The organism is Herbiconiux sp. VKM Ac-2851 (assembly GCF_013205105.1).
In the GTDB taxonomy this organism is placed as follows: domain Bacteria; phylum Actinomycetota; class Actinomycetes; order Actinomycetales; family Microbacteriaceae; genus Herbiconiux; species Herbiconiux flava.
The window spans coordinates 1,305,496-1,331,901 of the sequence record NZ_JABMLJ010000002.1; the positions used below are offsets into that span (position 1 = coordinate 1,305,496).

General features: G+C 71.0%; 24 protein-coding genes and 1 riboswitch. Of the genes, 9 read left to right on the plus strand and 15 right to left on the minus strand.

Translation table 11 applies throughout. The features are described 5' to 3' along the window. The first annotated feature begins 46 nt into the window (after window positions 1–46). From gabT to HQQ85_RS12780, 6 genes are all read left to right on the plus strand, one after another. Window positions 47–1,432, plus strand: coding sequence for a 4-aminobutyrate--2-oxoglutarate transaminase (gene gabT, locus HQQ85_RS12755; RefSeq protein WP_173182826.1), 1,386 nt, complete (start codon window positions 47–49; stop codon window positions 1,430–1,432). Between the two features lie 129 nt (window positions 1,433–1,561). Then, entirely contained in the window at window positions 1,562–3,022 is a 1,461-nt protein-coding gene (locus HQQ85_RS12760) for an NAD-dependent succinate-semialdehyde dehydrogenase (protein ID WP_173182827.1), read from the plus strand. A 136-nt stretch (window positions 3,023–3,158) separates the two neighbouring features. Continuing rightward, the gene (locus HQQ85_RS12765) at window positions 3,159–5,063 is read left to right on the plus strand and encodes an ArnT family glycosyltransferase (protein WP_371741878.1); all 1,905 of its coding nucleotides are present in this window, start codon (window positions 3,159–3,161) and stop codon (window positions 5,061–5,063) included. A gap of 38 nt (window positions 5,064–5,101) precedes the next feature. Further along, the gene (locus HQQ85_RS12770) at window positions 5,102–5,482 is read left to right on the plus strand and encodes a GntR family transcriptional regulator (RefSeq protein ID WP_173182828.1); all 381 of its coding nucleotides are present in this window, start codon (window positions 5,102–5,104) and stop codon (window positions 5,480–5,482) included. Next, window positions 5,479–6,375 carry an ABC transporter ATP-binding protein gene (locus tag HQQ85_RS12775; RefSeq protein ID WP_173182829.1) on the plus strand — a complete coding sequence of 299 codons (897 nt, stop codon included), beginning with the start codon at window positions 5,479–5,481 and terminating at the stop codon, window positions 6,373–6,375. Before HQQ85_RS12770 ends, HQQ85_RS12775 begins: the two co-directional genes overlap by 4 nt. After that, window positions 6,372–7,163, plus strand: coding sequence for a hypothetical protein (locus HQQ85_RS12780; RefSeq protein ID WP_173182830.1), 792 nt, complete (start codon window positions 6,372–6,374; stop codon window positions 7,161–7,163). The genes HQQ85_RS12775 and HQQ85_RS12780 overlap by 4 nt, the downstream gene beginning before the upstream one ends. Before the next feature lie 72 nt (window positions 7,164–7,235). On the opposite strand, the gene HQQ85_RS12785 is transcribed toward HQQ85_RS12780, so the two are convergent. Together HQQ85_RS12785 and HQQ85_RS12790 are read right to left on the minus strand one after the other, a co-directional pair. Beyond that, a complete protein-coding gene (locus tag HQQ85_RS12785; protein ID WP_173182831.1) occupies window positions 7,236–9,041 on the minus strand; it encodes an ABC transporter ATP-binding protein in 1,806 nt (601 codons plus the stop codon). 11 nt (window positions 9,042–9,052) lie between these two features. Further along, window positions 9,053–10,450: an MFS transporter gene (locus HQQ85_RS12790; protein WP_173182832.1), complete on the minus strand. Its 1,398-nt coding sequence runs from the start codon at window positions 10,448–10,450 to the stop codon at window positions 9,053–9,055. Window positions 10,451–10,616: 166 nt separating this feature from the next. On the opposite strand from HQQ85_RS12790, the gene HQQ85_RS12795 reads away from it, so the two are divergent. Beyond that, complete coding sequence (locus HQQ85_RS12795) at window positions 10,617–11,429, plus strand: ribokinase (RefSeq protein WP_173182833.1); 813 nt, start codon at window positions 10,617–10,619, stop codon at window positions 11,427–11,429. A 57-nt stretch (window positions 11,430–11,486) separates the two neighbouring features. On the opposite strand, the gene ribH is transcribed toward HQQ85_RS12795, so the two are convergent. The 5 genes from ribH to HQQ85_RS12820 form a co-directional block, all read right to left on the minus strand. After that, entirely contained in the window at window positions 11,487–11,963 is a 477-nt protein-coding gene (gene ribH / locus HQQ85_RS12800) for a 6,7-dimethyl-8-ribityllumazine synthase (RefSeq protein ID WP_173182834.1), read from the minus strand. Window positions 11,964–12,017: 54 nt separating this feature from the next. Beyond that, on the minus strand, window positions 12,018–13,319 hold the full coding sequence (gene ribA, locus HQQ85_RS12805) for a GTP cyclohydrolase II (protein ID WP_173182835.1): 1,302 nt from the start codon (window positions 13,317–13,319) through the stop codon (window positions 12,018–12,020). Further along, a complete protein-coding gene (locus tag HQQ85_RS12810) occupies window positions 13,316–13,972 on the minus strand; it encodes a riboflavin synthase (protein WP_173182836.1) in 657 nt (218 codons plus the stop codon). Before HQQ85_RS12810 ends, ribA begins: the two co-directional genes overlap by 4 nt. 4 nt (window positions 13,973–13,976) lie before the next feature. Beyond that, window positions 13,977–15,125 carry a bifunctional diaminohydroxyphosphoribosylaminopyrimidine deaminase/5-amino-6-(5-phosphoribosylamino)uracil reductase RibD gene (ribD, locus tag HQQ85_RS12815; RefSeq protein ID WP_173182837.1) on the minus strand — a complete coding sequence of 383 codons (1,149 nt, stop codon included), beginning with the start codon at window positions 15,123–15,125 and terminating at the stop codon, window positions 13,977–13,979. Window positions 15,126–15,196: 71 nt separating this feature from the next. Then, window positions 15,197–15,354, minus strand: a riboswitch (FMN riboswitch). Window positions 15,355–15,435: 81 nt separating this feature from the next. After that, window positions 15,436–16,191 carry a polyprenol monophosphomannose synthase gene (locus HQQ85_RS12820; protein ID WP_371741879.1) on the minus strand — a complete coding sequence of 252 codons (756 nt, stop codon included), beginning with the start codon at window positions 16,189–16,191 and terminating at the stop codon, window positions 15,436–15,438. A 165-nt stretch (window positions 16,192–16,356) separates the two neighbouring features. On the opposite strand from HQQ85_RS12820, the gene HQQ85_RS12825 reads away from it, so the two are divergent. After that, window positions 16,357–16,878: a GtrA family protein gene (locus tag HQQ85_RS12825; RefSeq protein WP_173182838.1), complete on the plus strand. Its 522-nt coding sequence runs from the start codon at window positions 16,357–16,359 to the stop codon at window positions 16,876–16,878. A gap of 56 nt (window positions 16,879–16,934) precedes the next feature. Next, window positions 16,935–18,122 (plus strand): aromatic acid exporter family protein, encoded by a 1,188-nt coding sequence (locus HQQ85_RS12830; RefSeq protein ID WP_371741880.1) that lies wholly within the window; start codon window positions 16,935–16,937, stop codon window positions 18,120–18,122. 65 nt (window positions 18,123–18,187) lie between these two features. Here the strand turns inward: HQQ85_RS12830 and trpS are convergent, their stop codons facing one another. The 8 genes from trpS to HQQ85_RS12870 form a co-directional block, all read right to left on the minus strand. Next, on the minus strand, window positions 18,188–19,210 hold the full coding sequence (trpS, locus tag HQQ85_RS12835; RefSeq protein ID WP_173182839.1) for a tryptophan--tRNA ligase: 1,023 nt from the start codon (window positions 19,208–19,210) through the stop codon (window positions 18,188–18,190). Window positions 19,211–19,254: 44 nt separating this feature from the next. After that, window positions 19,255–20,091 (minus strand): exodeoxyribonuclease III, encoded by an 837-nt coding sequence (locus tag HQQ85_RS12840; RefSeq protein WP_173182840.1) that lies wholly within the window; start codon window positions 20,089–20,091, stop codon window positions 19,255–19,257. Between the two features lie 60 nt (window positions 20,092–20,151). After that, the gene (locus HQQ85_RS12845; RefSeq protein WP_173182841.1) at window positions 20,152–21,354 is read right to left on the minus strand and encodes a YihY/virulence factor BrkB family protein; all 1,203 of its coding nucleotides are present in this window, start codon (window positions 21,352–21,354) and stop codon (window positions 20,152–20,154) included. Between the two features lie 110 nt (window positions 21,355–21,464). Next, window positions 21,465–22,232, minus strand: coding sequence for a succinate dehydrogenase iron-sulfur subunit (locus HQQ85_RS12850; RefSeq protein WP_173182842.1), 768 nt, complete (start codon window positions 22,230–22,232; stop codon window positions 21,465–21,467). Continuing rightward, the gene (gene sdhA, locus HQQ85_RS12855) at window positions 22,232–24,043 is read right to left on the minus strand and encodes a succinate dehydrogenase flavoprotein subunit (protein WP_173182843.1); all 1,812 of its coding nucleotides are present in this window, start codon (window positions 24,041–24,043) and stop codon (window positions 22,232–22,234) included. Before sdhA ends, HQQ85_RS12850 begins: the two co-directional genes overlap by 1 nt. 16 nt (window positions 24,044–24,059) lie before the next feature. Further along, the gene (locus HQQ85_RS12860; RefSeq protein WP_173182844.1) at window positions 24,060–24,509 is read right to left on the minus strand and encodes a succinate dehydrogenase hydrophobic membrane anchor subunit; all 450 of its coding nucleotides are present in this window, start codon (window positions 24,507–24,509) and stop codon (window positions 24,060–24,062) included. Beyond that, a complete protein-coding gene (gene sdhC, locus HQQ85_RS12865; RefSeq protein ID WP_173182845.1) occupies window positions 24,509–24,901 on the minus strand; it encodes a succinate dehydrogenase, cytochrome b556 subunit in 393 nt (130 codons plus the stop codon). Before sdhC ends, HQQ85_RS12860 begins: the two co-directional genes overlap by 1 nt. Window positions 24,902–25,123: 222 nt before the next feature. After that, complete coding sequence (locus HQQ85_RS12870) at window positions 25,124–26,275, minus strand: glycosyltransferase family 1 protein (RefSeq protein ID WP_173182846.1); 1,152 nt, start codon at window positions 26,273–26,275, stop codon at window positions 25,124–25,126. Window positions 26,276–26,406: the final 131 nt, after the last annotated feature.

Below are 26,406 nucleotides of genomic sequence, written 5' to 3' on the forward strand. Positions count from 1 at the left end.
GCCCCCCGAGGATTAGCGTCGGAGCACGCCGTCGAGAGGACCCGCCATGACCGTCACCGCCGAACCCGAGACCGTCCGCGGCGGCCCCGGACTGCGCCAGCAGCGTGAGCTCGTCACCGCCATCCCCGGCCCGCGCTCGCAGGAGTTGCTCGCCCGCAAGTCGGCGGCCGTGCCGAAGGGCGTCGGCCTGACCCTGCCGATCTTCGTCGAGGCCGCCGGCGGGGGAGTGCTGCGCGACGTCGACGGCAACACCCTGATCGACTTCGGCTCGGGCATCGCCGTGACCGGCGTCGGCAACAGCGCCCCCGCGGTGGTCGACGCGGTCACCGCCCAGGTCGCGCAGTTCACCCACACCTGCTTCACCATCACCGGCTACGAGGGCTACGTCGAGGTGGCCGAGGCGCTCAATCGCCTCACTCCGGGTGACTTCGACAAGCGCACCGCGCTGTTCAACTCCGGTGCCGAGGCCGTCGAGAACGCCGTGAAGATCGGCCGGCACTTCACCGGCAAGCAGGCCGTCGTGGCCTTCGACCACGGGTACCACGGCCGCACCAACCTCACCATGGCGCTGACCGCCAAGTCGATGCCCTACAAGAGCGGCTTCGGGCCGTTCGCCCCCGAGGTCTACCGGGCGCCGATGTCCTACCCGTATCGGGATGCGCTGCTGATGGGCGAGGCACAGGCGAACGACGGTGCCGCCGCCGCCCGCCGCGCCATCCTGCAGATCGAGAAGCAGATCGGCGCCGCGAACCTGGCCGCGCTCATCATCGAGCCGATCCAGGGCGAGGGCGGCTTCGTCGTCCCGGCCGAGGGTTTCCTGCCGACCCTGCTCGCCTGGGCGCGCGAGAACGGCGTCGTCTTCATCGCCGACGAGGTGCAGACCGGGTTCGCCCGCACCGGCGACTTCTTCGCCTGCGAGCACGAGGGCCTCGAGCCCGACCTGATCGTCACCGCGAAGGGCATCGCCGGCGGCCTGCCGCTCAGCGCGGTCACCGGCCGCGCCGAGATCATGGACTCCGCCCACGCCGGCGGCCTCGGCGGCACCTACGGCGGCAACCCCATCGCCTGCGCGGCGGCGATCGCGACCATCCGCAGCTTCGAGGAGGACGGCCTCGTCGAACGCGCCCGCGCCATCGGCGAGCAGTTCCTCGCGCGACTGACCGAGCTGAAGAGAGCGGATGCGCGGGTCGGCGACATCCGCGGCCGCGGCGCCATGGTGGCCCTCGAACTGGTCGACCCCACCACCGGCGACCCCGACGCCGCGCTCACGGCCGCCGTCGCCGCGAAGGCCCACGCCGCCGGAGTGGTGCTGCTCACCTGCGGCACCTTCGGCAACGTCATCCGCTTCCTGCCGCCGCTGACCATCGACGACGCGCTGATCGCCGACGGCCTCGACGTGGTGGCGACGGCCCTGGCGGAGACCGCCAGCTGACCCCGACCGCGCCGCACGCGCATCCGGCCGCCCCGCGCCCCGCCGAACCCCGACCACCACCCCCACCCCCGGGCGAACCCCGCCCACCGAGAGCATGATGTACACGACGAACCACGAGGGAGACCACCAGTGACCACCGAGAACGAACTCCTCGCCGGAGTGCCCGACCGCCTCTTCATCGGCGGCCACTGGGTGGCCGGCAGCACCGGCGCCACGCTCGACGTCAACGACCCGGCCACCGGCAAGGTCATCAAGACGATCGCCGACGCCACCCCCGAAGACGGCATCGCCGCCCTCGACGCGGCCGTCGCGATCGCCGACGAGTGGGCGGCCACCGCTCCCCGCCAGCGTGGCGAGATCCTCCGCGGAGCCTTCGACCTGCTGCAGCAGCGCAAGGACGACGTCGCCCTCCTGATGACGCTCGAGATGGGCAAGCCGCTCGCCGAGGCGAAGGGCGAGGTCGCCTACGGTGGCGAGTTCCTGCGCTGGTTCAGCGAGGAGGCCGTGCGCATCACGGGCCGCTACGGCTCGAACCCCGAGGGCACCGGCCAGATGATCGTCTCGCAGCGCCCGGTCGGCCCCTGCTACCTGATCACGCCCTGGAACTTCCCGCTCGCGATGGCCACCAGGAAGATCGCGCCTGCGCTCGCGGCCGGCTGCACCGTCGTGGTCAAGCCCGCGGCCCTCACACCGCTGACCACCCTCTACGTGGCCCGCCTGCTCGAGGAGGCCGGACTCCCCGGCGGCGTGCTCAACGTCGTCACCACCACGCGATCGAGCGCCGTCTCCGAGCCGATCATCGCCGACCCGCGCCTGCGCAAGCTGAGTTTCACGGGCTCGACCCCGGTGGGCCGCACGCTGATGAAGCAGGCCTCCGAGAACGTGCTGCGCACCTCGATGGAGCTCGGCGGCAACGCCCCGTTCGTGATCTTCGGCGACGCCGACCTCGACAAGGCGGTGGACGGCGCGATGGCGGCGAAGTTCCGCAACATCGGCCAGGCCTGCACCGCCGCGAACCGCTTCATCGTGCACTCCAGCGTCGCCGCCGAGTTCGCCCGCAAGATGAGCGAGAAGGTCGGCGCCCTGCGCATCGGCCGCGGCACCGAGGAGGGTGTCGGCATCGGCCCGCTGATCGACGACAAGGCGGTCGACAAAGCCGACGAGCTGGTGCAGGACGCCGTCGGCCGCGGCGCCACCCTCGTGGCCGGCGGCCACCGCGTCGACGGCCCGGGCAGCTTCTACGAGCCCACCGTCGTCACGAAGGTGCCGCTCGACAGCGAGATCCTGCGCGAGGAGATCTTCGGCCCGGTCGTCAGCGTGATCGAGTTCGACGACGAGGACGAGGCGGTGCGCCTCGCGAACGACACCGAGTACGGCCTCGTCTCGTACGTCTTCACCGAGAGCCTCGCGCGCGGCCAGCGGATGATCGACAAGCTCGACACCGGCATGATGGGCCTGAACGTCGGCGTGCTCTCGAACGCCGCCGCCCCCTTCGGCGGCGTCAAGCAGTCGGGTCTCGGCCGCGAGGGCGGGCTCGAGGGCATCCACGAGTACCTCGCGCCGAAGTACACGCTCATCCCGAACAGCTGACGCGCAGCGAGCACCGCACCGCGAGCAGCGCACCGCCCAGCGCCCACCGCACCGCGGGAGGCGTGGCCCAGGCTCATAGCCACGCCACAGCCTCCCGCGGGCCCGGCCCCAGGATGCGCGCGTAGCGTCACGCCGCGTGAGCCCCCGACCCGACGGCACCCGCGACCTCAGCACCCGAGGCCTCCGCGCCCGCCTCCTCCGCCCCTGGCCCCTCGGCCTCGCCGCCCTCACCGGGGCCACCGCGGTCGTCACCCTCTGGGCCCTCCAGGCCGGACAGCGCAGCGAGTACTACGCCGCCATCGCCCTCTCGATGAGCCGCAGCTGGTCGAACTTCCTCTTCGGTGCCTTCGACCCCGCGGGCACGGTCACGCTCGACAAGATCCCCGGCTCGTTCTGGGTGCCGGCCCTCTTCGTCAAGGCCTTCGGCTTCTCGACCTGGTCGGTGAACGCCCCGAACGCGCTCGCCACGGTGGCGGCCGTGGTCGTGGTCGCGATCACGGCGAAGCGGATGCTCGGCCCCACCGCCGGCCTCGTCGCCGGTGCCGTGGTGGCCTCGACCCCCATCGTGGCCGCCGTGGGCCGCAGCAACCAGCCCGAGTCGTTCTTCGTGCTGGCGCTCGCACTCACGGCGTGGGCGGCGACGCGGGCGGTGCAGCGCGCATCCGGAGCCTGGCTCGTCGTCGCCGGCGGATTCACCGCCCTCGGCTTCCAGTTCTACATGCTCGAGTCGTGGGCGGTCTGGCCGGCGCTCGCCGCGGGCTGGCTCTGCACCCGCACGCCCTGGCTGACGAAGCTCTGGCAGCTCGCGGTGGCAGGCGTCGTCAGCCTCGCCCTGTCGCTGGTCTGGATCGTCGTGGTGAGCCTGGTGCCGGCCTCCGACCGCCCGTACATCGGCGGCACGGGCGGCAACGACCCGTTCGAGATGGTCTTCGGCTACAACGGACTCGGGCGCTTCTCGGCCACCTCCGACTCGGCCGCCTACCGCTCGTTCACCCCGCCGTTCTCCGGCGACCCCGGGCTGCTGAGGCTGTTCAACGCCGAGGTCGCGCCGCAGGTGGCCTGGCTCATCCCGGCGGCGCTGGTGGCCGTGGTGGTGCTCTGGCGGCTCGAACCCGCCCGCCGCGCGCTGACCGTGCTGCTCGGCGCGTGGCTCGTCACCTTCCTCGCGATGTTCTCGGCGGTCGCCGGGATGCACCAGTTCTACACCGCCGCCCTCGCCGTGCCGATCGCCCTGCTCGTGGGCTGGGCGTTCGCCGCGGGCCGCCGCTCGGGCCGCCTGTGGCCGCCGATCGCGCTCGTCGTGGCCGCCTCGGCGACCGCGCTCGGTGTCGCTCTCTATCAGCCCGGCTACCTCTATCCCGTGGCGATCGCGCAGGTGGTGCTCGCGGCCGTTGTCATCGTGCTGCTGGTCGTGCGCCACCGGCGGCTGCGCCGGGTTCCGGATGCGCGCTGGCTCGCCGCCCTCACGGCCGCCGCCCTGGTGCTGACCCCGGCGGCGTGGTCGATCGACGCGATGAACCACGAGAACTCGATCAACCCGATCGCGGGCGCGGGCTCCTCGTTCGGCGGCGCCCGCGGCGGCGGCAGCACGGGCGGCGGTCCGTCCGGCGGCGGCACCCGCGGCTCAGGCACGGCACCCGCCCCGCGCGGCGCCCCCGCCGCGCTCGGCCTTGGCGGAGCATCCGTCGACCCCACCGTGCTCGCCTGGCTCGCCGAGCACCAGGACGGTGCCCGCTACCTCGTCGCGACCTTCGGCGCCCAGTCCGCCGCCCCGATCGTCACCGCCACCGACGGCGCCTCGGTGCTGCCCGTCGGCGGCTTCAACGGCCTCGACCCCGTGCCGACCCTCGCCGCCTTCCAGGCGATGATCGCCGACGGTGAGCTCCGCTACGTGCTCGGCACCACCGCGCTCGGCGGCCGCGGAGCCACGGCCCCCGGCACCACCCCCACCGTCTCGGCGACCATCGAGCAGTGGGTTGAGTCGAGCTGCACCCCCGTCACGGGCCTCGACATCAACGACCTCGTCGACTGCGCCCCTTGACACCCTGACCCGGACCTGGTTGGTTAGTTACATGAGTAATGAACCAACGAGGGAGAACGGCCGTGGATGACTCGCGGCCGATCTTCGTGCAGATCGCGGAGCTGATCGAGAACGACGTCGTCTCCGGTGCCCTGCCCGAGGAGTCCCAGGTTCCGTCGACCAACGAGTTCGCCGCCTTCCACCGGATCAATCCGGCGACGGCGGGCAAGGGAGTGAACCTCCTGGTCGACAAGGGGATCTTGTACAAGAAGAGGGGAATCGGGATGTTCGTCGCCCACGGGGCCCGTGACCGGCTGCTGGCCGATCGCCGCAATCAGTTCCAGAACGAGTACGTGCGACCGCTCGTCGCCGAGGCCGAGAAGCTCGGCATCACCGGCGAGCAGCTCGTGCAGATGATCGCAGAGGGGAGCGGTTCATGACCGCCGTCATCGAGGCCCGAGGCCTCAGCAAGCACTACCGCACCGTCGACGCCGTCGACGACGTGAGCTTCTCGATCGAGGAGAACACGATCACCGGCCTGCTCGGCCGCAACGGAGCCGGCAAGACCACGCTGATGCAGCTGCTCACGGGCCAGGAGTTCGCGACCCGCGGCAGCATCCGCGTCTTCGGGGAGTCGCCGGTCGAGAACGCCGGCGTGCTGCAGCGGCTCAGCTTCATCAAGGAGAGCCAGAAGTACCCCGACGACTTCAAGCCGAAGCACGTCTTCGCCACGGCGCCGTGGTTCTTCCCGAATTGGGACGCCGAGTTCGCGGCCCGCCTGATCGACGACTTCCGGCTGCCGCTGAACCGCCGCATCAAGAAGCTCTCCCGCGGTCAGCTCTCCGCCGTCGGCGTGATCGTCGGCCTCGCCGGCCGCGCACCGATCACCTTCTTCGACGAGCCCTACCTGGGGCTGGATGCGGTGGCCCGGCAGATCTTCTACGACCGCCTGCTCGAGGACTACGCCGAGCATCCCCGCACCGTCGTGCTCTCGACGCACCTGATCGACGAGGTCGCGAACCTGCTCGAGCACGTGATCGTGATCGATCAGGGCCGCATCCTGCTCGACGACGACGCGGAGTCGCTGCGCGGCTCGGCCACCACCGTGGTCGGCACCCGGGCGGCGGTCGACTCCTTCGTGGGCGGCCGCGAGGTGCTGCACCGCGACTCCCTCGGAGGCCTCGCCTCCGTCACCGTCGGCCGGCTCGACCCGGCCGAACGCCGCGAGGCGGCCGAGCTCGGACTCGAGCTCGGCCCCGTCTCGCTCCAGCAGCTGGTCGTGCAGAAGACCGGCGCCACCGCCCAGACGACCGGAATCGAGCAGAGCGCATGAGCACCGTCGACACCCCCACCCGCCCCGCCCCGACGGCCGAGCCCGCGGGCAGCGGCAGCCGCATCGTCCCGATCGCCCGACTCCACGTCGTCAACCGGGTGCAGATCTTCCTCGTCCCCGCGATGATCCTGCTGTTCATCCTGCTGGTGAACATCGTGATCTGGTGGCTGATCGCGCGATCGGTCACCGATCCCGTCGACCGGGCCGACGCGCTCGACGGCCTGCAGTGGAGCGGCGCCTCGTTCTACGTCTTCGTCTACGCGGTCGTGATCGGGGCGCAGGCCGTGGGCTTCGTCTTCCCCTACGCGCTCGGCATGAGCGTCACCCGCCGCGACTTCTGGCTCGGCTCCGCGCTCGCCTTCGTGGGCCTCGCGGCGCTGTACGGCGCCTTCATGACGGTGTTCGCGGTGATCGAGCAGGTGACCGGCGGCTGGGGCCTCGGCGGGCGCATGTTCACCGTGCTCTACTTCGGCGGCGAGGACGCGAGCTGGTACCAGCGGTTCGGGCTGTTCTTCGCGGCGTTCCTGTTCTGCTTCTTCGTCGGGGCGGTCGTCGCGACCATCTACCAGCGCTGGCGGGTGAACGGGATGCTCGTGTTCTTCGCCGCCCTCACCCTGCTGCTGCTCGGCAGCGCCGCGCTGATCACGCTCACCGAGAGCTGGCCGGCGGTCGGATCCTGGTTCGCCGCGACCGGCGCCGGCGGGGTGGTGGCCTGGAGCCTCCTGGTCACGGCGGTCTCGGCCGTGGTGGGGTTCCTGCTCATCCGCCGGTCGACGCCCCGGGGCTGACGCGGGCGAGAACAACGGATGCCCGTGCCGGAACTCCCGGCACGGGCAACCGTGTGTCTGTCGCCGCGTCGCTCAGACGAGCAGCTGGTGCTTCGCGAGCTCGCGGTAGAGCGGCGTCGACGCCACCAGCTCGGAGTGGGTGCCGACCCCGACGACCCGCCCGTGGTCGACGACGACGATCTGGTCGGAGTCGACGACCGTCGAGAGCCGGTGCGCGATCACGATCAGCGTGCGGTTCTCGGCCACCGCGTCGATGGCCTCGCGGAGCATCTGCTCGTTCATGCCGTCGAGCGAGGAGGTCGACTCGTCCAGGAGCAGCACCGGGGGAGCGGCGAGCAGGGCCCGGGCGATCGCCAGGCGCTGGCGCTCGCCGCCGGACAACATCACGCCGTCCTCGCCGACGGCCGCGTCGAGGCCCTCGGGCGAGCGGTCGAGCACCTCGCCGAGGTTCACCTCGTGCAGCACCCGGATGCACTGCTCGTCGGTGGCGCCGGGGGTGGCGAGCAGCAGGTTCTGGCGCAGGGTGCCGGCGAGCACCGGGGCGTCCTGCTCGACGTAGCCGATCTGGGAGCGCAGCTCGACGCGGTCGAGGCGGCGCACGTCGACCCCGCCGAAGCGCACGGCGCCGGCGGTGGGGTCGTAGAAGCGCTCGATCAGGGCGAGCATGGTCGACTTGCCGGCACCCGAGGGGCCGACGATCGCCGTGCGGCCGCCGCGCGGGGCGGCGAAGCTCACGCCGTGCAGCACGCTGTCGGTGCCGTAGCCGAAGTGCACGTCGTCGAACTCGATGGCCGGGGCGCCGGGGCTCGCCGAGCCGGGGGCGGCCTTCGCGGCGAGGGCTGCGTCGTCCTGGCCCTCGATCGGCAGGTCGATGACCTCCTGGATGCGGCCGAGCGCGCCGAGAGCCTGGTTCACCGAGTTGATCGCACCGAAGGCCTGGCCGAGCGGCATGATCATCATGAACAGGAACAGGATGAACGACACCAGGCTCGCGATGGTGATCGCTCCTGAGGCCACGCGGAAGCCGCCGACGCCGAGCACGACGAGCAGCGACACCTGCAGCGCGATGCCGGCGATGGGCACCACGAGGGCCGAGATCTTCGCGACCTTGACGCCCATCTCCCAGGCGCCCCGCGCATCCGCCTCGACGGCTTCGGTCTCGCGCTCGGTGGCGTTCGAGGCGCGCACCGTGCGGATGGCGCTGATCGAGCGCTCGACGGCCGCGGCCAGGTCGCCGACCTTCTCCTGCTGGCGACGGCTGGCGACCCGCACCTTGCCCGAGATGGCGACCACGGTGACCACCGAGACGGCGATCACGAGCACCGTGAGGCCGAGCAGCACGGGGTCGATGATCAGCATGGCGATCAGGGCGCCGACGAAGATCAGCGAGCCGCCGATCGCGTCGACGAGGCCCTGGGTGATCACGGCGTAGAGCAGCGTGGTGTCGGAGCCGACGCGGGAGACCAGGTCGCCCGTGCGCCGGGTGTCGAACTCGCTGATCGGCAGCCGGAGCATCCGGTGCACCAGCTGACGGCGGGCCGAGAGCACGACGCTCGTGCCGGTGCGCTGCAGCAGGTAGTGCTGGAAGCCGCTGATCAGGCCCGAGACCACGACCAGGGCCACCAGGGCCCAGACCAGCATGTCGAGCGCGCGGCCCTCCTGCACGACCGTGATGACCTGGCTGACGAGCAGCGGCTGGGCGAGGCTGGCCGCCGCCCCCACGATGCTCAGCACCACGACGACGCCGAGCACCTTCTTGTGCTCGAACAGGTAGGGCAGCAGCTGGCTGAACCGGGCGCGGGGCCCGTCGTCGGCGGCGCCCCCGCGGGAACGGCCGAAGCCGCGCCCACGGGGGCTCGAGGAGGAGGTGCGGGTCATGCTCTACTTTCTCAGGTGAGGCGGGTGTCGAACTCCACGTCGCGGGTCTCCCGGCTGATGATCAGCGCGCCGAGGGTGATCAGCGCCATCAGCGAGAGGTAGTTGCCCACCAGGGCGGGCGAGCCGTCGGCTGCCTGCCAGAGCGCCACCGCGATGAAGGGGGCGACGGCCGCGCCGAGGATCGATGCGACGTTGTAGCTGATGGCCGAGCCGGTGTACCGCACATTGGCGGGGAAGAGCTCGGGCAGCTGCGAGCCCATCGGCCCGAAGGTCAGCCCCATCAGGGTGAATCCGACGATCAGCAGGGTCATCACGCCGACGAAGCCGCCCGCGAACAGGGGCACGAACAGCAGGCCGAAGGCGGCGATGCCGATCGTGGTCCAGATCAGCGTCATGCGGCGACCGAAGCGCTCGGCCAGGGGGCCGGAGACCAGGGTGAAGATGCCGAAGAACACGCAGCCGACGACGAGCATGATCAGGAAGTCGTTGCGGCTGTAGCCGAGCCCGGGCACGAAGCTCGAGGCGTCGAACGGCTTGCCGGCGGCGTCGGCCGCGGCCTGGGCGTTCTCGACCGAGGAGGCCGTGGTGCCGAAGGTCAGCGTGAACGTGGTCATCAGGTAGAACAGCACGTAGGTGGCCAGCATGATGAACGTGCCGAGGATGAGCGGGCGCCAGCTGGTCTTGAAGACGCGGGCGAGCGGCAGCTTGGCCACCTCGCCCTTCTCGACCACGCGGGTGAAGGCGGGGGTCTCGACGAGCTTGAACCGCACGTAGAGGCCGATGATCACGAGCACGGCGCTGGCGAGGAACGGCACGCGCCAGCCCCAGGCGAGGAACGCCTCGGTCGAGAGCGTGGTGCTCAGGATGAGGAAGACCACGTTCGCGATGATGAAGCCGATCGGCGCACCCAGCTGCGGGAAGGTGCCGTAGATCGCGCGGCGGCCCTTCGGCGCGTTCTCGGTCGCGAGGAGCGCTGCGCCCGACCACTCGCCGCCGAGGCCGAGTCCCTGGCAGAAGCGGAACAGCACGAGGAAGCCCGGTGCGAGGATCTCCCAGCCCGGGGTCTGGCCGGTCGGCAGCGCGCCGATCAGCACGGTCGCGATGCCCATGGTGAGAAGGGACGCCACGAGGGTGCGCTTGCGGCCGATGCGGTCGCCGAAGTGGCCGAAGACGATCGAGCCGACGGGGCGGGCCACGAACGCGACGCCGAAGACCGCGAAGGAGGACAGCAGGGAGATGGTGGGATCGGAGTTCGCGAAGAACAGCGTCGGGAACACCAGCACGGCGGCGGTGGCGTAGACGTAGAAGTCGTAGAACTCGATCGACGTGCCGATGAGGCTCGCCAGGATGACGCGGCCCCGGGTGTTCTGGGGAGTCGTGGGCGGCGCGTCGACGGTGGTGGATGACATGGAGGTCTCTCAAAGAGCGGGTGGAGGGCATCCCGGCTGAGAGCGCCGATCGGGCGCGTGGTGGTGACCAGCTGGGGGAGGCGGAGGCAGAGGGCGAGGTTCGCTCGCGATGAGCCATTTTACGCCCCCGTAGGATGCTCAGGTACGTCTGACGAAGGAGGCCCTGATGGGCGTGGTGGTCGTTCTCGGTTCGCTGAACATCGATTCGACGGTGACGGTCGAGCGGCACCCCCGGCCGGGAGAGACACTGCTCGGCGGCGACCTCGTGAAGCACTTCGGCGGGAAGGGCGCGAACCAGGCCGTCGCCGCGGCTCGCGCGGGCGCCAAGGTCGGCTTCGTGGGGCGGGTCGGCGACGACGCCGACGGCGACGCGTACCTCCGGCGACTGGCCCAGTACCAGATCGACACGACCCACATCGGGCGCACGGCGGGGGTGTCGACGGGGCACGCCGCGATCGCCGTGGCCGCAGACGGTGAGAACACGATCATCGTCTCGCCGGGCGCCAACGCGCGCGTGACCACCAACGACCTCGCCCCGCTGCGCTCGCTCGCGCCCGGTGACGTGCTGCTCATCTCGCTCGAGGTCTCGCTCGAGGTGGTCGCCGAGGCGACCCGTATCGCGGCCGCGCACGGCGCCCGCGTCGTGCTGAACCTCGCGCCCTACGCCGCGTTGCCGGCCGACGTGCTCGACCTCGCCGACCCGGTCGTGGTGAACGAGCACGAGAACGAGCAGCTCGGTGCCGACGGTCTCGCCCCGCGGTCGGTGCTCGTCACCCTCGGCTCGCGCGGATCGCGGTGGGGTGCGGCCGAGGTGCCGGCCGGTGCGGTGACGACCGTGGTCGACACCACCGGCGCCGGCGACTGCTACTGCGGCACGCTGGCGGCGGCGCTCGCCGCGGGCTTCAGCGACGCCGACGCGATGCAGGCGGCGTCGACGGCGGCCGCCGCGTCGGTGGGGTGGGTGGGCGCGCAGCCGTGACGCCGGCCGCCCGCTAGCCGCGCAGCGCGGGCCCGCCTCCCGCCGCGCTCCGCCGCGCTAGCCGCGCAGCGCGCGCAGCGTCAGCGCCGTCGCGATGGCGGCCTCGGCCGCCTCGGCGCCCTTGTCCTCCTTCGACCCGGGCAGCCCGGCCCGGTCGAGCCCCTGCTGCTCGGTGTCGAGCGTCAGCACGCCGAAGCCCACGGGCTTCCCGGTCAGGATGCTCACCTGCGTCAGCCCCGAGGTGGCCGCGTCCGAGACGTACTCGAAGTGCGGGGTGCCGCCGCGGATGATCACGCCGAGCGCCACCACCGCGTCGGCCCCGGCCTCCAGCGCCGCCTTCGACACCACCGGCAGCTCGAAGCTCCCGGCCACCCGCAGCTCCGAGACCTCGACGTTCGCCTTCTCGAGCGTCGAGCGGGCACCGGCGAGCAGGCCGTCGGTGATGACGGTGTGCCAGGTTCCGGCGACGATGGTGATCTTCAGCCCCGTCCCGTCGAGGTCGCTCATCTTCTGGGGTGCTCCGGCTCCGCTCATGGCGTGCGTCCTTTCAAGGGTGGTCGGTCGATCGGTCGGTCGGTCGGGAGGAGGTCAGTGCGCGCCGGGCAGCACGTGCCCCATGCGGTCGCGTTTGGTGTCGAGGTACTGCCGGTTGAAGTCCCCGGCGCCGACGATCAGCGGTTCGCGGTCGGCGACCTCGATGCCGTGCGCCTCGAGCTGGGCGACCTTGTCGGGGTTGTTGGTGAGCAGACGGATGCGCGGCGCCCCCAGATCGTTCAGGATCGCCACCGCGGCGCCGTAGTCCCGCGCATCCGCGGGCAGACCGAGCGCCACGTTCGCGTCGAGCGTGTCGAGCCCGTCCTCCTGCAGCCGGTACGCGCGCAGCTTGTTGATCAGCCCGATGCCCCGGCCCTCGTGCCCGCGCAGGTAGATCACCACGCCGCCGTCGGCCGCGATGCGGTCGAGCGCCGCGTCGAGCTGGGGCCCGCACTCGCACTTCAGCGAGCCGAACGCCTCGCCGGTCAGGCACTCGGAGTGCACCCGCACGATCGGCCCGCGCGGGTCGGCGGCGAGGTCGCCGGAGAGGATGGCGACGTGGTCGGCGCCGGTCACCAGATCGCGGTAGGCCCGCATCCGCAGTGCGCCGTGCGTGGTGGGCACGGTGGTCTCGACCTCGAACTGCACCCGCGGGGCGGCGTCGGAGCCGGCGGCGGCCAGGTCGACGGCGGCGGCCTCCGCGATCGTGAGGGGCGGAGCATCCGGAACCGCGTCTGCGGTGTCGAGCCCGTTCAGGTGCTCGATCATCAGCGCGATGGTCGTGATGGGCAGGCCCTCGCGGCGGGCAACCTCGCGCAGCTCGTCGAGCTTCATCGCCGAGCCGTCGTGCGACATCATCTCGCCGATGACGCCGACCGGAGCGAGCCCGGCGAGCAGCATCAGGTCGACCGCCGCCTCGGTGTGCCCGGGGCGCTGCCGCACACCGCCCGGCACCGCCCTAAGGGGAACCACGTGCCCGGGGCGGATGAAGCTCGCGGGCGTCGACGCGGAATCGGCCAGGAGGTTGAGCGTGCGGGAGCGGTCGTGCGCGTCGATCCCGGTGGTGATGCCCGAGGCGGCGTCGACGGTGATCGTGTAGGCGGTGCGCCGGGTGTCCTCGTTGTTGACGACCATGAGGGGCAGCGCGAGCTCGTCGGCGCGGCTGTCGGGCATCGGCGCGCAGAGGTAGCCGGAGGTGTTCCGCACCATCCAGGCGATACACTCGGGTGAGGCCAGGGCGGCCGACATGATCGCGTCGCCCTCGTTCTCGCGGTCGGCGGCATCGGAGACGAGCACCGGCTTGCCGGCGCGGAGGGCGTCGAGCACCTCGCTCATGGGGGAGAAGACGGGGGTCATGACGGGCTCCCGTCGGTGCCGACCGACGACTCGGGTGCCGTCGGTGAGCCGAGGGCGACGAGCCGCTGCACGTGCCGGGCGAGCACGTCGGTCTCGAGGTTGACCCGGTCTCCCGGGGCCAGCGTGCCGAGCGTGGTGGCGGCGAGCGTCTCGGGGATGAGCGAGACCTCGAACCAGTACGGCGCCCCCGCCTCGGCCGGCGACACGTCGGACACGGTCAGCGAGACCCCCGACACCGAGATCGATCCCTTGTCGACCACGAGGGCGGCGAGCTCGTCGGGCAGCGAGAACCGCAGCACGCTCCAGGACTCGCCGGGCGTCACGCTCAGCACCTCGGCCGTGCCGTCGACGTGGCCCTGCACGATGTGGCCGCCCAGCCGGTCACCGACCCGGGCCGCGCGCTCGAGGTTGACCCGGCTGCCGGGGGCGAGCTCGCCGAGGGTCGACATGCGCAGGGTCTGCGCCATCACGTCGGCGCGGAAGGTCTCGGGCGTCTGATCGATCACGGTCAGGCAGACTCCCGAGACCGCGATGGAGTCGCCGTGCCGGGCGTCGCTCACGGCGAGCGGGGCGCGCACCGTGATCACGGCGGCGTCGGCGGTGTGCTCGAGGGCGACGATCTCGCCCAGCTCCTCGATGATTCCGGTGAACATCGCTTTACTCCTTCGTGGCGGCCGGGGCGGTCGCCGAGGTGTCGGTGGGGGCGGGGGCCGCGGTGCCGCCGGGGCGGGTGGTGGCCGGGGCCGCGGTGGGCTCGGGGGCGGTGGGGGCGGGACGGGCGACGATCCTCAGGTCGTCGCCGAGGCGCTCCACCCCGGTGACGCTGAGGCGGCGCTGCTCGTCGATGCTGCCCACCCCCAGCTCGCCGAGCGCGGTCAACGGCCCGCCGATCAGCGTCGGCGCGAGGTACACCACGAGCTCGTCGGCGAGCCCGGCAGCGAGGAACGCGCTGGCCAGCGTGGGCCCGCCCTCCACGAACACCGAGCGCACCTCGTCGTCGTAGAGCGCGGCGAGCACAGCCTCGAGGTCGCGGCCGTCGAACTGGCGAAGGGCCAGCGGATGCGCGTGCAGCCGCGCCCCGTCGGGTACCGCTCGCCGCCCGAGCACGACGGGTGCCGGCTGATGAGGCAGCAGGCCGCCGTCGACCCGCGCGGTCAGCTCCGGATCGTCGGCGAGCACCGTGCCGATGCCCACCACGATCGCGTCGGCGTCGGCTCGGCGCCGGTGCACGTCGGCCCGGGCCTCCGGCCCGGTGATCCAGCGGCTGGAGCCGTCGGCGGCGGCCGCGCGGCCGTCCAGGCTCGAGGCCCATTTGACGGTGACGAAGGGGCGGTGGTGGCGCACGGCCGTGAGCCAGGGACGGATCGCCTCCTCGACGGAGGCCGCCTCGACTCCGGCGACGACCTCGAGGCCCGCCTCGCGCATCCGCTCGCCCCCGCCCGAGGACGCCCGGCCCGGATCGGCCGCCCCGTAGACGACGCGGGCGACGCCGGCCTCGATCAGGGCGATGCTGCAGGGGCCGGTGCGGCCGTGGTGGTCGCAGGGCTCGAGGGTGACGACGGCGGTCGCGCCCCGGGCGGCCCCGGGCCCGTGCGCCTCGGCGGCGGAGGCCAGGGCCGCGACCTCGGCGTGCGGGGTGCCGGCGCCGCGGTGCCAACCCTCGCCGAGCACCTCGCCCGTGGGGGAGAGCAGCACGCAGCCGACCTGCGGGTTCACCCCGTGACGGGGGCCGCGGAGCGACAGCTCGAGGGCGCGGTGCAGCGCGGTGACCTCGGCGTCTGCCGTGGTGTCGCTCGCGTTCTTCATCCGGTCCTCGTCTTCCGACGGTCTCCGGGGATGGCAGCGCAAGCGCCGGTGGGCCGCCCATCGCGGAACCACCCGTGCGCCTCTCATCCGGACTAGACGGGGTCGTTCGACCACGCCATCACCGTCGGTTCCGGAATTCCACCGGATCAACCTCGGTCGCTGCGAGCAGCGTCTGAGGTTCGCGGACTGTCACCGCCGGTTCAGAATCTCACTGACCCCGGAGCACGTTACGTATCCAGTTATACCCTCTCCGCCGGTGAGCCCGCCGAATCCTCGTCATCGGGCGACGCGAGGGCAGTGGGAGGACGCGTCAGCGGGCGGCGTCGGCGCGGAGCGGCAGCGGCGCGGGAGCGCGCCCGACGGCGTTCGCGAGGCCCCACACGGTGACCTTCGTCAGCGCCTCCACGACGATCCCCGTCGACATCTTCGACACGCCCTCGGCGCGCTCGATGAAGGTGATCGGGAACTCGCCGACCCGGGCGCCCGAGCGCTCGAACTGCCACGCCATCTCGATCTGGAAGCAGTAGCCCTGCGAGGCCACGCGGCTGAAGTCGACCGCGCGCAGGGCCTCCGCGCGGAACCCGCGGTAGCCGCTCGTCAGGTCGTGCAGCCGCGAGCGCAGCATCACCCGGGAGTAGAAGGTGCCGGCGCGGGAGATGAGCTTGCGGTGCAGGGGCCAGTTGACGATGGTGCCCCCCGGGATCCAGCGGGTGCCGATGCCCATGTCGGCGCCGCCCTCGAGCAGGCCGATCAGGCGCGGGAGCTCCTCGGGCTGATGCGAGCCGTCGGCGTCCATCTCGACGACGTAGTCGTAGTCGCGCTCGAGCGCCCAGGCGAAGCCGGCCCCGTAGGCGGCACCGAGGCCGTTCTTCTCGGTGCGGTGCAGCACGTGCACCCGCTCGTCGGCGGCGGCGAGCTCGTCGGCGAGTCGGCCGGTGCCGTCGGGGGAATTGTCGTCGACGATCAGCACGTGCGTCCCGGCCGTCGTGAGATGGATGCGATCGATCACGCTGGCGATCGAGGCGATCTCGTTGTAGGTCGGTATCACGACGATCGTCTTCGCCACTGTTCCTTCAATCCGTCAGGCGTCCCCTTCTCGGGAGCGTTCAGAACCCTATCGTCGCTTTCCGTTCATTTTCCCCAGCTACGCTCAGCATTGGCCTCGAAGATACACAAAGTTCTCTTTTGCGTACTTCTTCGCGCCATGAACGTCAGGAATGGTAGATCACCCATGAGCAGTGCCCCCGCGTCGCCGTCGCGACTCCGCGTCCTCTTCTTCGAGGTCGTCCGGTTCGGCATGGTCGGGGGCCTCGGCTTCATCGTCGACCTGGCGGTGTTCAACCTCCTCGTCGTGACGGTGCTGGCTCCGGCGCAGCTGCACGAGGGCCCGCTGATCGCCAAGCTCATCTCGGCGTCGCTCGCCATCGTGGTCAACTGGCTCGGCAACCGGTACTGGACGTTCCGGCACCGCCGCCGCTCCGACATGCTGCGCGAGAGCATCGAGTTCTTCGTCGTCAGCGTGATCGGCACGGGCATCGGCCTCGCCTGCCTGTGGTTCTCGCACTACGTCCTCGGCTTCACCTCGCTGCTGGCCGACAACATCTCGGGAAACGTGATCGGGCTCGCGCTCGGCTCGCTGTTCCGCTTCGTGCTCTACCGCGTCTGGGTGTTCGGCGAGCACCGTCCGCGGGCGCCCCGGGTCACGCTGCCTCGCGTCGAGACCGCCGAGCAGGTCGGCACCACCGCTTCCTAGCGGCTGTCCGCCGAGCTGTTCGAGCGGGCGTCCGGATGCCCGTCTACGCTTGACGGGTGACGTCCGACCAGCCCCGTCCCGGCCGCTGGGCCGCTGACCAGCCGCGTCCCGGCCGAGGAGCCGCCGACGAGCCCCGTCCCGGCCGCTGGGCCGCGGTGGCCCGGGCCTCACTCGCCCCGGCCAGGGCCTTCCAGGCGCCGTCCCGCACCCCGCTGCTGCAGGTGCTGAAGACGGCGGTGGCAGCGGTCGTCGCCTGGGCCGTCTGCTCGTTCGTCTCGAGCGGGCAGCCGCCGCTGTTCGGCGCGATCGCCGCCATCATCGTCGTGCAGCCGAGCGTCAACCAGTCGCTGAGCCGGGCGATCGAGCGCTCGATCGGTGTGATCGCGGGCGTCGTGGTCGCCTACCTCGTGTCGCTGGTGTTCGGGGCGCCGAGCTGGCTGATCCTGCTGGCAATCGTGCTCTCGCTGCTCGTCGGCTGGGCACTGCGGTTCCCGCAGTCCTCGACGGTGCAGATCCCGATCAGCGCGATGCTGGTGCTCTCGATCGGCGCCCAGACCCCGGGCTACGCGTTCGAGCGCATCATCGAGACGGTCATCGGCGCGCTGATCGGCGTCGCGGTGAACTGGCTCGTGGTGCCCCCGGTGGCCCTGAAACCGGCGCGCGAGGCGGTCACCGGTCTCGGCCGGGAGATCGCCGCCACCATGGACAGCCTGGCGACCGTGCTGAGCGCCCCCACCGACGAGGCCTTCCGCACCGGGATGCTCGTCGAGGCACGCCTGCTCCGCCCCATGCAGGCGAAGGCGCAGAAAGCGGTCGACGCCGCCGAGGAGAGCCTGCGCTTCAACCCGCGCCGCACGGCGAACCGGGAGCTGCTGCGGGAGAACGCGGAGCTGCTGACGACGCTCGGCATCGTCACGAACCGGGTGCTCGGCATGGCGCGCGCGCTCACCGACCACTTCGACCGCACCCTGCCCGACGAGCCGAACGCCGGCGCGATCGCCGAGGAGCTGCGCCGGGCCGCCCACGACCTGCGGCTCGTGCTCGACGACGCCGCCGCACCGGGAGCGCCGCGCGACGCCTCCTCCGAACCGGACCAGGCGCCCGTCGACCTCGAGCCGGCACTCACCGCGCCGCTCCGGGCCATCGTGCCCGACCCGCAGCACTGGATCCTGATCGGCTCCCTGCTAGAAGACCTCCGCCGCGTGCGCGAGGAGATCGTCGGAGCCTCGGCCGACCTCCGCTGAGCCTGCCTTGCGGCGAGACCCGACCAGGCGGCATCAGCCCGGCGCGTGTCAGCCGGGCTCCGGCTTCAGCTGCGACGACGCGGCAGGAACCCCACCCGGTCGTACACCGTCGCCAGCGTCGCCGACGCGACCTCGTCGGCCCGGTCGGCGTTCGCCGCGAGGATGCGGTCGAGCTCGGCCGGGTCGTCCATCAGCTCGAGGGTGCGCGCCCGGATCGGCTCCACCGTCGCCACCACGATCTCGGCCAGCGCCTTCTTCAGCGTGCCGTACCCGCCCCCGGCGAACTCCTCGACGACCGAGTCGATCGACCGGTGGTCGAGGATGGCGAAGATCGTCAGCAGGTTCGCCAGCCCCGGCTTCTCGGCCTGGTCGTAGCGCACCTCGCCGTCGGCGTCGGTGACGGCCCGCATGATCTTCTTCACCGAGACCTTCGGGTCGTCCAGCAGCCAGATCAGCCCGGCGGCCGACTCGGCCGACTTCGACATCTTCGAGCCCGGGTTCTGCAGGTCGTAGACCTTCGCCGACTCCTTCAGGATGTACGGCTTCGGCACGGTGAAGGTCTCGCCGAAGCGCGAGTTGAACCGCGACGCCAGGTCGCGCGTGAGTTCGACGTGCTGGCGCTGGTCTTCGCCGACCGGCACGTCGACCGCCTGGTAGAGCAGGATGTCGCCGGCCTGCAGGATGGGGTAGGTGAACAGGCCGACCGAGGCCGAGTCCTGGCCCTGCTTCACCGCCTTGTCCTTGAACTGCGTCATGCGCGCGGCCTCGCCGAAACCGGTGATGGTGTTCAGCACCCAGGCGAGCTCGGCGTGCGCCGGCACGTGCGACTGCACGAACAGGGTCGAGCGCTCGGGGTCGATGCCCGCGGCGATGTACTGGGCGGCGGTGCGGCGCGAGTTCTCGCGCAGCCGCACTGGATCCTGTGGCACGGTGATCGCGTGCAGGTCGGCGAGGAAGAAGAAGGCGTCGTGCGTCTCCTGCAGCGCCTTCCAGCTCAGCAGTGCACCGATGTAGTTGCCCAGGTGGAGCGAATCGGCGGAGGGCTGCATGCCCGACAGCAGTCGGGGCTTCGGGGTGGAATCGGTCATGGTCCTGTCAAGCGTGAGGGGAGTGGCGTGAGGGAAGGGGTGCGTCACAACGCGTAGTCGACGACGACCGGGGCGTGATCGCTCCACCGCTCGGCGTGCGTGGGCGCCCGGTCGATGGTCAGCGCGGTCGCCGTGGCCGCGAGCTCGGGCGTGGCCAGCTGGTAGTCGATGCGCCAGCCCGTGTCGTTGTCGAAGGCGCGGCCGCGCTGCGACCACCAGGTGTACGGCCCCTCGACCTCGCCTGCGAAGCGGCGGCCGAGGTCGACCCAGCCGAGTCCGGCGCCCGCGTTGTAGTCGGGGTCGTCCTCGGCTCCCACGAAGCGGTCGAAGTAGGCCCGCTCCTCGGGCAGGAAGCCGGCCCGCTTCACGTTGCCCTTCCAGTTGCGGATGTCGAGGGTGCGGTGACCGACGTTGAGGTCGCCGACGACGACGGCCAGCGGATTGTGTTCCTGCAGCGCGGGCAGGTGCTCGAGCATCCCGTCGAGGAACTTGTACTTCTCGACCTGCTTCTCGGTGCCGGCCTCGCCCGAGTGCACGTAGGCCGAGACGACGGTGACGACCTTGTCGCCCCACTCGTAGTCGGCCTCCAGCCAGCGCCCGGCGCTGTCGAAGTCGTCGGCCCCGAAGGTGACGCGGTGGATGTTCGCCCGGTCGCGGCTCGCGATGGCGACGCCCGCCCGGCCCTTCGCCGTGGCGGGGTCGTGCACGATGTTCCAGTCGGGCCCGAGGAGCTTCTCGAGGTCGCTCGTCTCGGCCCGCACCTCCTGCAGCGCGAGGATGTCGACGTCGCGACCGTCGAGCCAGGCGCCCATGCCGTTGCGGAAGGCGGCGCGCACGCCGTTGACGTTGACCGAGGCGAGTCGGAGGGGCTTCGTGGGCATGCTCCTACTGTACCGGCGGCCTCCGACAGCGCCCCGACGGCAACCGAAGCAAGGGCCCCCTCAGCGCTTCTCGACCAGCTTCACGGCCTCGGCGTGGTCGAGCTCGTCGAGCCGCTCGATCCGCTTGCGCACCCGGCGCCGGGCCAGCCCGTGCACCGTCTCGAGCTGGTTCTGCAGCCGCTCCCGCTCGGCCGACACGAGGGTGTCCCGCGCCTCGGCGACCCGCTTCTGACGCTCGACCTCGAGCTGCTCGGGCGTCAGGGCCCGCGGGTCGATCCCGGCGTCCTCCATGCCGACGGCGATCCAGGTGGCCGCGATCAGGATGACGCGGCAGACCAGGTTCAGGAAGATCATGATGCCGATGATCACGGCGAACGAGGCCAGCAGCGGGTTGCTGGTGGCACCGCCCAGCAGCTGGCTGCCGAGGATCTTCAGCACCCCGAGGGCGGCCCCGCCGATGGCCGCTCCGGCGAGCAGGCGCCGCAGCGGGATCTTGACCCCCGACAGCACCCGGAACGCCGCCGCCAGCACGAGGCTGTCGAAGACGAACACCACGAGCACCCCGACGAGCCAGCCGGCGACGGCCGCGAACTGCGAGCGGGTGTCGATACCGAGCAGGTCGAACGCGAGCGAGAGCCCCTGGTTGCTGATCAGGCTGACGGCCGAGGAGAGGATGATCGCGATGCCGAAGGCCAGGGCGAGCCCGAAGTCCTTCAGCTTCAGCAGCACCGGGTTGGTCGTCGGCGGGTCGAGCTTGAACAGCCGGCGGATCGAGTCGCGGGTCGACGCCAGCCAGCCGACCGCGGTCAGGATGAGGCCGACCAGGGCGATGGCGCCGGTCCAGCCCAGGATGCGCGCCTCGGAGAGCGCCTTCGGATCGATGGCGCCGTCTTTCCCGATCAGGCCGGGGATGGCGTTGCTCAGCTGCGCGACCACCGCATCCATCAGGTCCTGGTTGCCCGCCAGCACGATCCCGAAGATCGAGAAGCCGACCCAGATGCCGGCGAAGATCGCGAAGACGGCCTGGAACGACATCCCCGAGGCCATGATCTCGCCGCCCGACGAGCCGAACCGCAGGAAGACCCGCACGGGCTTCAGCGCCATGACCTTGGCGATCAGCGCGGCGATCCCGGTGGGAGGGGTGTTCTGAACGGGCTTCTCGTCGATCTCGACCGCCGGCTTGCCCACGGTGTCGGTCTTCGTGGTCGCCCGGTCGTCCTTGACAGCGGTGTTCGCCGCTTCGCCCGCACGCTTCTCGCTCATGCGCTCAGCCTGACACGACGGCAGCGAAGCCGCCCGCCGCGCACTCCGAACGCAGCGAAGCCGCCCGCCCCGGAGGACGAACGGCTTCGACGGCTGCGGTAGAGCAGGCCCTACGGCTTGCCCCGCATGATCGCCTGCTTGACCTCGGCGATCGCCTGCGTCACCTGGATGCCGCGCGGGCACGCGTCGGTGCAGTTGAAGGTCGTGCGGCAGCGCCACACGCCCTCCTTGTCGTTCAGGATGTCGAGACGGGTCGAGGCCGCCTCGTCGCGCGAGTCGAAGATGAAGCGGTGCGCGTTCACGATGGCGGCCGGGCCGAAGTACTGCCCGTCGGTCCAGAACACCGGGCACGACGAGGTGCACGCGGCGCAGAGGATGCACTTGGTCGTGTCGTCGAAGCGGGCACGGTCGGCGACCGACTGGATGCGCTCCTTGTCCTTCGGCGGCTCCGTGGCCGACTGCAGGAACGGCTGCACCTCGCGGTAGGAGGCGAAGAACGGCTCCATGTCGACGATCAGGTCCTTCTCGAGCGGCAGGCCCTTGATGGCCTCCACGTAGATGGGCTTGGTGATGTCGAGGTCCTTGATCAGCGTCTTGCAGGCCAGGCGGTTGCGGCCGTTGATGCGCATCGCATCCGAGCCGCAGATGCCGTGGGCGCAGGAGCGGCGGAAGGTCAGCGACCCGTCCTGCTCCCACTTGATCTTGTGCAGCGCATCGAGGATGCGGTCGGTCGCGAACATCTGCACGTCGAAGTCCTGCCAGCGCGGCTCGTCGTCGACGTCGGGGTCGAAGCGGCGGATGATCAGGGTGACGGTGAAGGCCTCGATCGGCGCCTCGGGCGCGGGGCCCGATGCGGGTGCGTCGGCTACGAGTGTCATCAGTACTTCCTCTCCATCGGCTGGTAGCGCGTCACGACGACGGGCTTCCAGTCGAGCCGGATGTGGTCGGCGGCGTCGCTAGAGAGGGGGTCTCCCGAGAGGTACGCCATGGTGTGCTTCATGTAGGTCTCGTCGTCGCGCTTGGGGTAGTCGTCCCGCATGTGCCCGCCGCGGCTCTCCTGGCGGTTGCGCGCCGAGTACACGACGACCTCGGCCAGGTCGAGCAGGAAGCCGAGCTCGATCGCCTCGAGCAGGTCGGTGTTGAACCGCTTGCCCTTGTCCTGCACCTGGATGTTCCGGTAGCGGTCGCGCAGGCGATGGATGGTCGCCGTCACGGAGGCCAGCGACTCGTCGGTGCGGAACACCTGAGCGTTCTTGTCCATCTCGTCCTGCAGCTCCTTGCGGATGGCCGAGATGCGCTCGGTGCCCGTTCCGGACCGCAGCGACGCGACGAGGTCGACGATCGCCCGGGCGGGGTCGTCGGGCAAGGGCGTGAAGTCGACGGTCTGCACGTAGTCCGCCGCGTTGTTGCCCGAGCGCTTGCCGAACACGTTGATGTCGAGCAGCGAGTTGGTGCCGAGACGGTTCGAGCCGTGCACCGAGACGCAGGCGCACTCGCCGGCGGCGTAGAGCCCGGGCACGACGGTGTCGTTGTCGCTCAGCACCTCGGCCTTGATGTTCGTCGGGATGCCGCCCATCGCGTAGTGGGCCGTCGGCATCACGGGCACCGGCTCGACGACGGGGTCGACACCGAGGTAGGTGCGGGCGAACTCGGTGATGTCGGGCAGCTTCGTCTCGAGCACCTCGGCGCCGAGGTGGGTGCAGTCCAGCAGCACGTAGTCCTTGTGCGGGCCGGCGCCGCGGCCCTCGGCCACCTCCTGCACCATGCACCGGGCGACGATGTCGCGGGGCGCCAGGTCTTTGATGGTGGGGGCGTAGCGCTCCATGAACCGCTCGCCCGAGGCGTTGCGGAGGATCGCTCCCTCGCCTCGCGCTCCCTCGGTGAGCAGGATGCCGAGTCCGGCGAGGCCCGTGGGGTGGAACTGGAAGAACTCCATGTCCTCCAGCGGCAGGCCCTTCCGCCAGATGATGCCGACGCCGTCACCGGTGAGGGTGTGGGCGTTCGAGGTCGTCTTGTAGATCTTGCCGAAGCCGCCGGTGGCGAAGATGACGGCCTTCGCCTGGAACACGTGGATCTCACCGGTCGAGAGCTCGAAGGCCACGACGCCCGAGGGCTTGTCGACCCCGTCGACCTTCGTCATCACCAGGTCGAGCACGTAGTACTCGTTGAAGAAGTTGATGCCGAGCTTGACGCAGTTCTGGAACAGCGTCTGCAGGATCATGTGGCCGGTGCGGTCGGCCGCGTAGCAGGCCCGGCGAACGGGAGCCTTGCCGTGGTCGCGGGTGTGGCCGCCGAAGCGCCGCTGGTCGATCTTGCCCTCGGGGGTGCGGTTGAACGGCAGGCCCATGTTCTCGAGGTCGATGACCGCGTCGATGGCCTCCTTCGCGAGGATCTCGGCGGCATCCTGATCGACCAGGTAGTCACCGCCCTTGACGGTGTCGAAGGTGTGCCACTCCCAGTTGTCCTCCTCGACGTTCGCGAGGGCGGCGGCCATGCCGCCCTGCGCCGCACCCGTGTGGGAGCGCGTCGGGTAGAGCTTCGAGATCACGGCCGTCTTGGCCTTGGGGCCGGCCTCGATGGCCGCCCGCATGCCGGCGCCGCCGGCGCCGACGATCACGATGTCGAACTGGTGGTAGTGCACGCCGTCCACGACGGCACCGTCTTCGTACTGGGTCACGGAGGAGCTCATTCCGGGGTCGGAGGGGTTATCGGGTCGCGCAGAACGACGGCAGCAGGTCCGCCGGCGAGCCGACGGGGCACGGGTCGAAGGTGTAGATCACCAGGGTGCCGAGCACGATCATGGCCACGACGGCCACGAGGATCGCACCGAGCAGCACCTTGCGGGTGACGGCCTTGGTCGCGTAGTCGTTCACGATCGTGCGCATGCCGTTGCCGCCGTGGATCATGGCGAGCCAGAGCATCAGCGTGTCCCAGACCTGCCAGAACGGATCACTCCACTTGCCGCCGACGAAGGCGAAGTCGATCGCCTTGATGCCGTCGCCCACGAGGAGGTTCACGAACAGGTGGCCGAAGATCAGCACCAGGAGCACGACGCCCGAGGCGCGCATGTAGATCCAGCCCCACTTCTCCCAGTTCACGCCGCGGCTGCGGCGGACGGTGTGCGGGGCGCGGGGGGACTCGATGGTCGTGGCCATCAGGCACCTCCGACGTGGCTGAAGACGTTGATCAGATGGCGCGGCGCGAAGCCGAGCATCGTGACGACCCAGAGGCCCATCACGACCCAGAACATCACGCGCTGGTACTTCGCGCCCTTGGACCACAGGTCGATCAGGATGATCCGGATGCCGTTGAACGCGTGGTACACGATGGCGGCGACGAGCGCCGTCTCGCCCAGGCCCATGATCGGGTTCTGGTAGGTCGAGATGACCGCGTTGTAGGCCTCGGGGGAGATCCTCACCATCGAGGTGTCCAGGATGTGCACGAGTAGGAAGAAGAAAATCGCGACGCCCGTGATGCGGTGCAGCACCCAGGACCACATGCCTTCACGGCCGCGGTAGAGAGTGCCGGCCGGCCGCTTCGGTGTCATCGTCCCTGCCGTATTTATGGCCACGGACTAACCCTCCTTGGCTTCAGTCGGGGCCGGGACCGCCCGCTCGCGAATGCTGCGGAACCGGCCGTCGACCTCTCACAGTCTATGCGCGTTTCGGCGGTAACGGGTATTAGGTGGGCCTTAGTTGTATACAGGGCCCGGCGGATGCGCGTCCCGCACCAGTACGCGGAGAAACGCCCCGCGAATACCCCCATGTATTCAGGCGTGTGAGCCGACGCGAGTGCGCTTCGCGACCACCTTGGCACCCATCACGGAGCGGTAGTGCCCGAGCAGCTCGTCGCAGACCGACGCCCACGAGGTGCCGATCACCGCGCGACGGCCGGCCTCGCCCATCCGGCGCCGGAGCGCCGGGTCGGCCACCAGCGACTCCACGCGCATCCGCAGATCGCGCGGCTCGTCGGGGTCGAAGAGGTAGCCGTCCTCGCCGTGCCGCACGAGGTCGATCGGGCCGCCGGCCGCCGGGGCGACCACCGGGAGTCCTGCGGCGTGCGCCTCCTGCAGGGTCTGGCCGAAGGTCTCCTCGGTGCCGGTGTGCACGAAGGCGTCGAAGGCGGCGTACGCGTCGGCGAGGTCGGCACCCGAGAGCCGGCCGAGGAAGGTCGCGGGCATCCCGTGCAGCAGGTGGCGGATGCGCTGGTCGCTCGGCCCGTCTCCGACGATCGCGAGGTGCAGGCCTGGCATCCCGCGCAGGGCGGCGAGGCGCTCGAGACCCTTCTCGGGCGCGATGCGGCCGACGTAGCCCACGACCGCGTCCTGACCGCCGCGGGAGAGCAGGGCCGAGAGGGCCTGCGCGGTGGGGCGCATCCGGTTGTTCGGGTGATAGCGCTCGAGGTCGACGCCCCGGCCCCACCGGGCGAGCCGGGGGACGCCCGCCCGCTCCAGGTCGTGCTGCGAGGCGCTCGAGGGCACGAGCGTGCGGTCGGCGCCGTCGTGGATCCACTTCACCACCCGCCAGGCGAGCTTGGACGCCGAGCCCAGCCGGTTGCGCCGCGCGTAGCCCGCGACGTCCGTCTGGAAGACGGCGACCGAGGGGATGCCCAGCCGGTTCGCCGAGGCGATGCCCTGGGCGCCGAGCAGGAACGGGGAGGCCGCGTGCAGCACGTCGGGCTCGAAGCCGGCGATCAGCCGGGCGACCTGGACGCTCGGCATCCCCACCGGGAACTGCCGGTAGGCCACCGCGGGCACCTCGTGCACGCGGAAGCCCTTGTAATGGGAGGGGGAGCCGGCGGCCGGCGCGATGACGATCGCGTCGTGGCCGTTCGCCGCGAGGTGGTCGAGCACCTTGCAGACGCTGTTCGTGACTCCGTTGACGGTGGGGAGAAAGCTCTCGCTGATGATCGCAACTCGCATGACATGCCTCCGCAGTGCCGTGGGGCCGACCGGCCACGTCGCCGACGCTACGGACGGCAGGTGGACCGCCGGTGTCGCGGCAGTGGCCTCCCCGTGGCCCCGGGGTGAGCATCCGATGGCCCCTCTCGGCC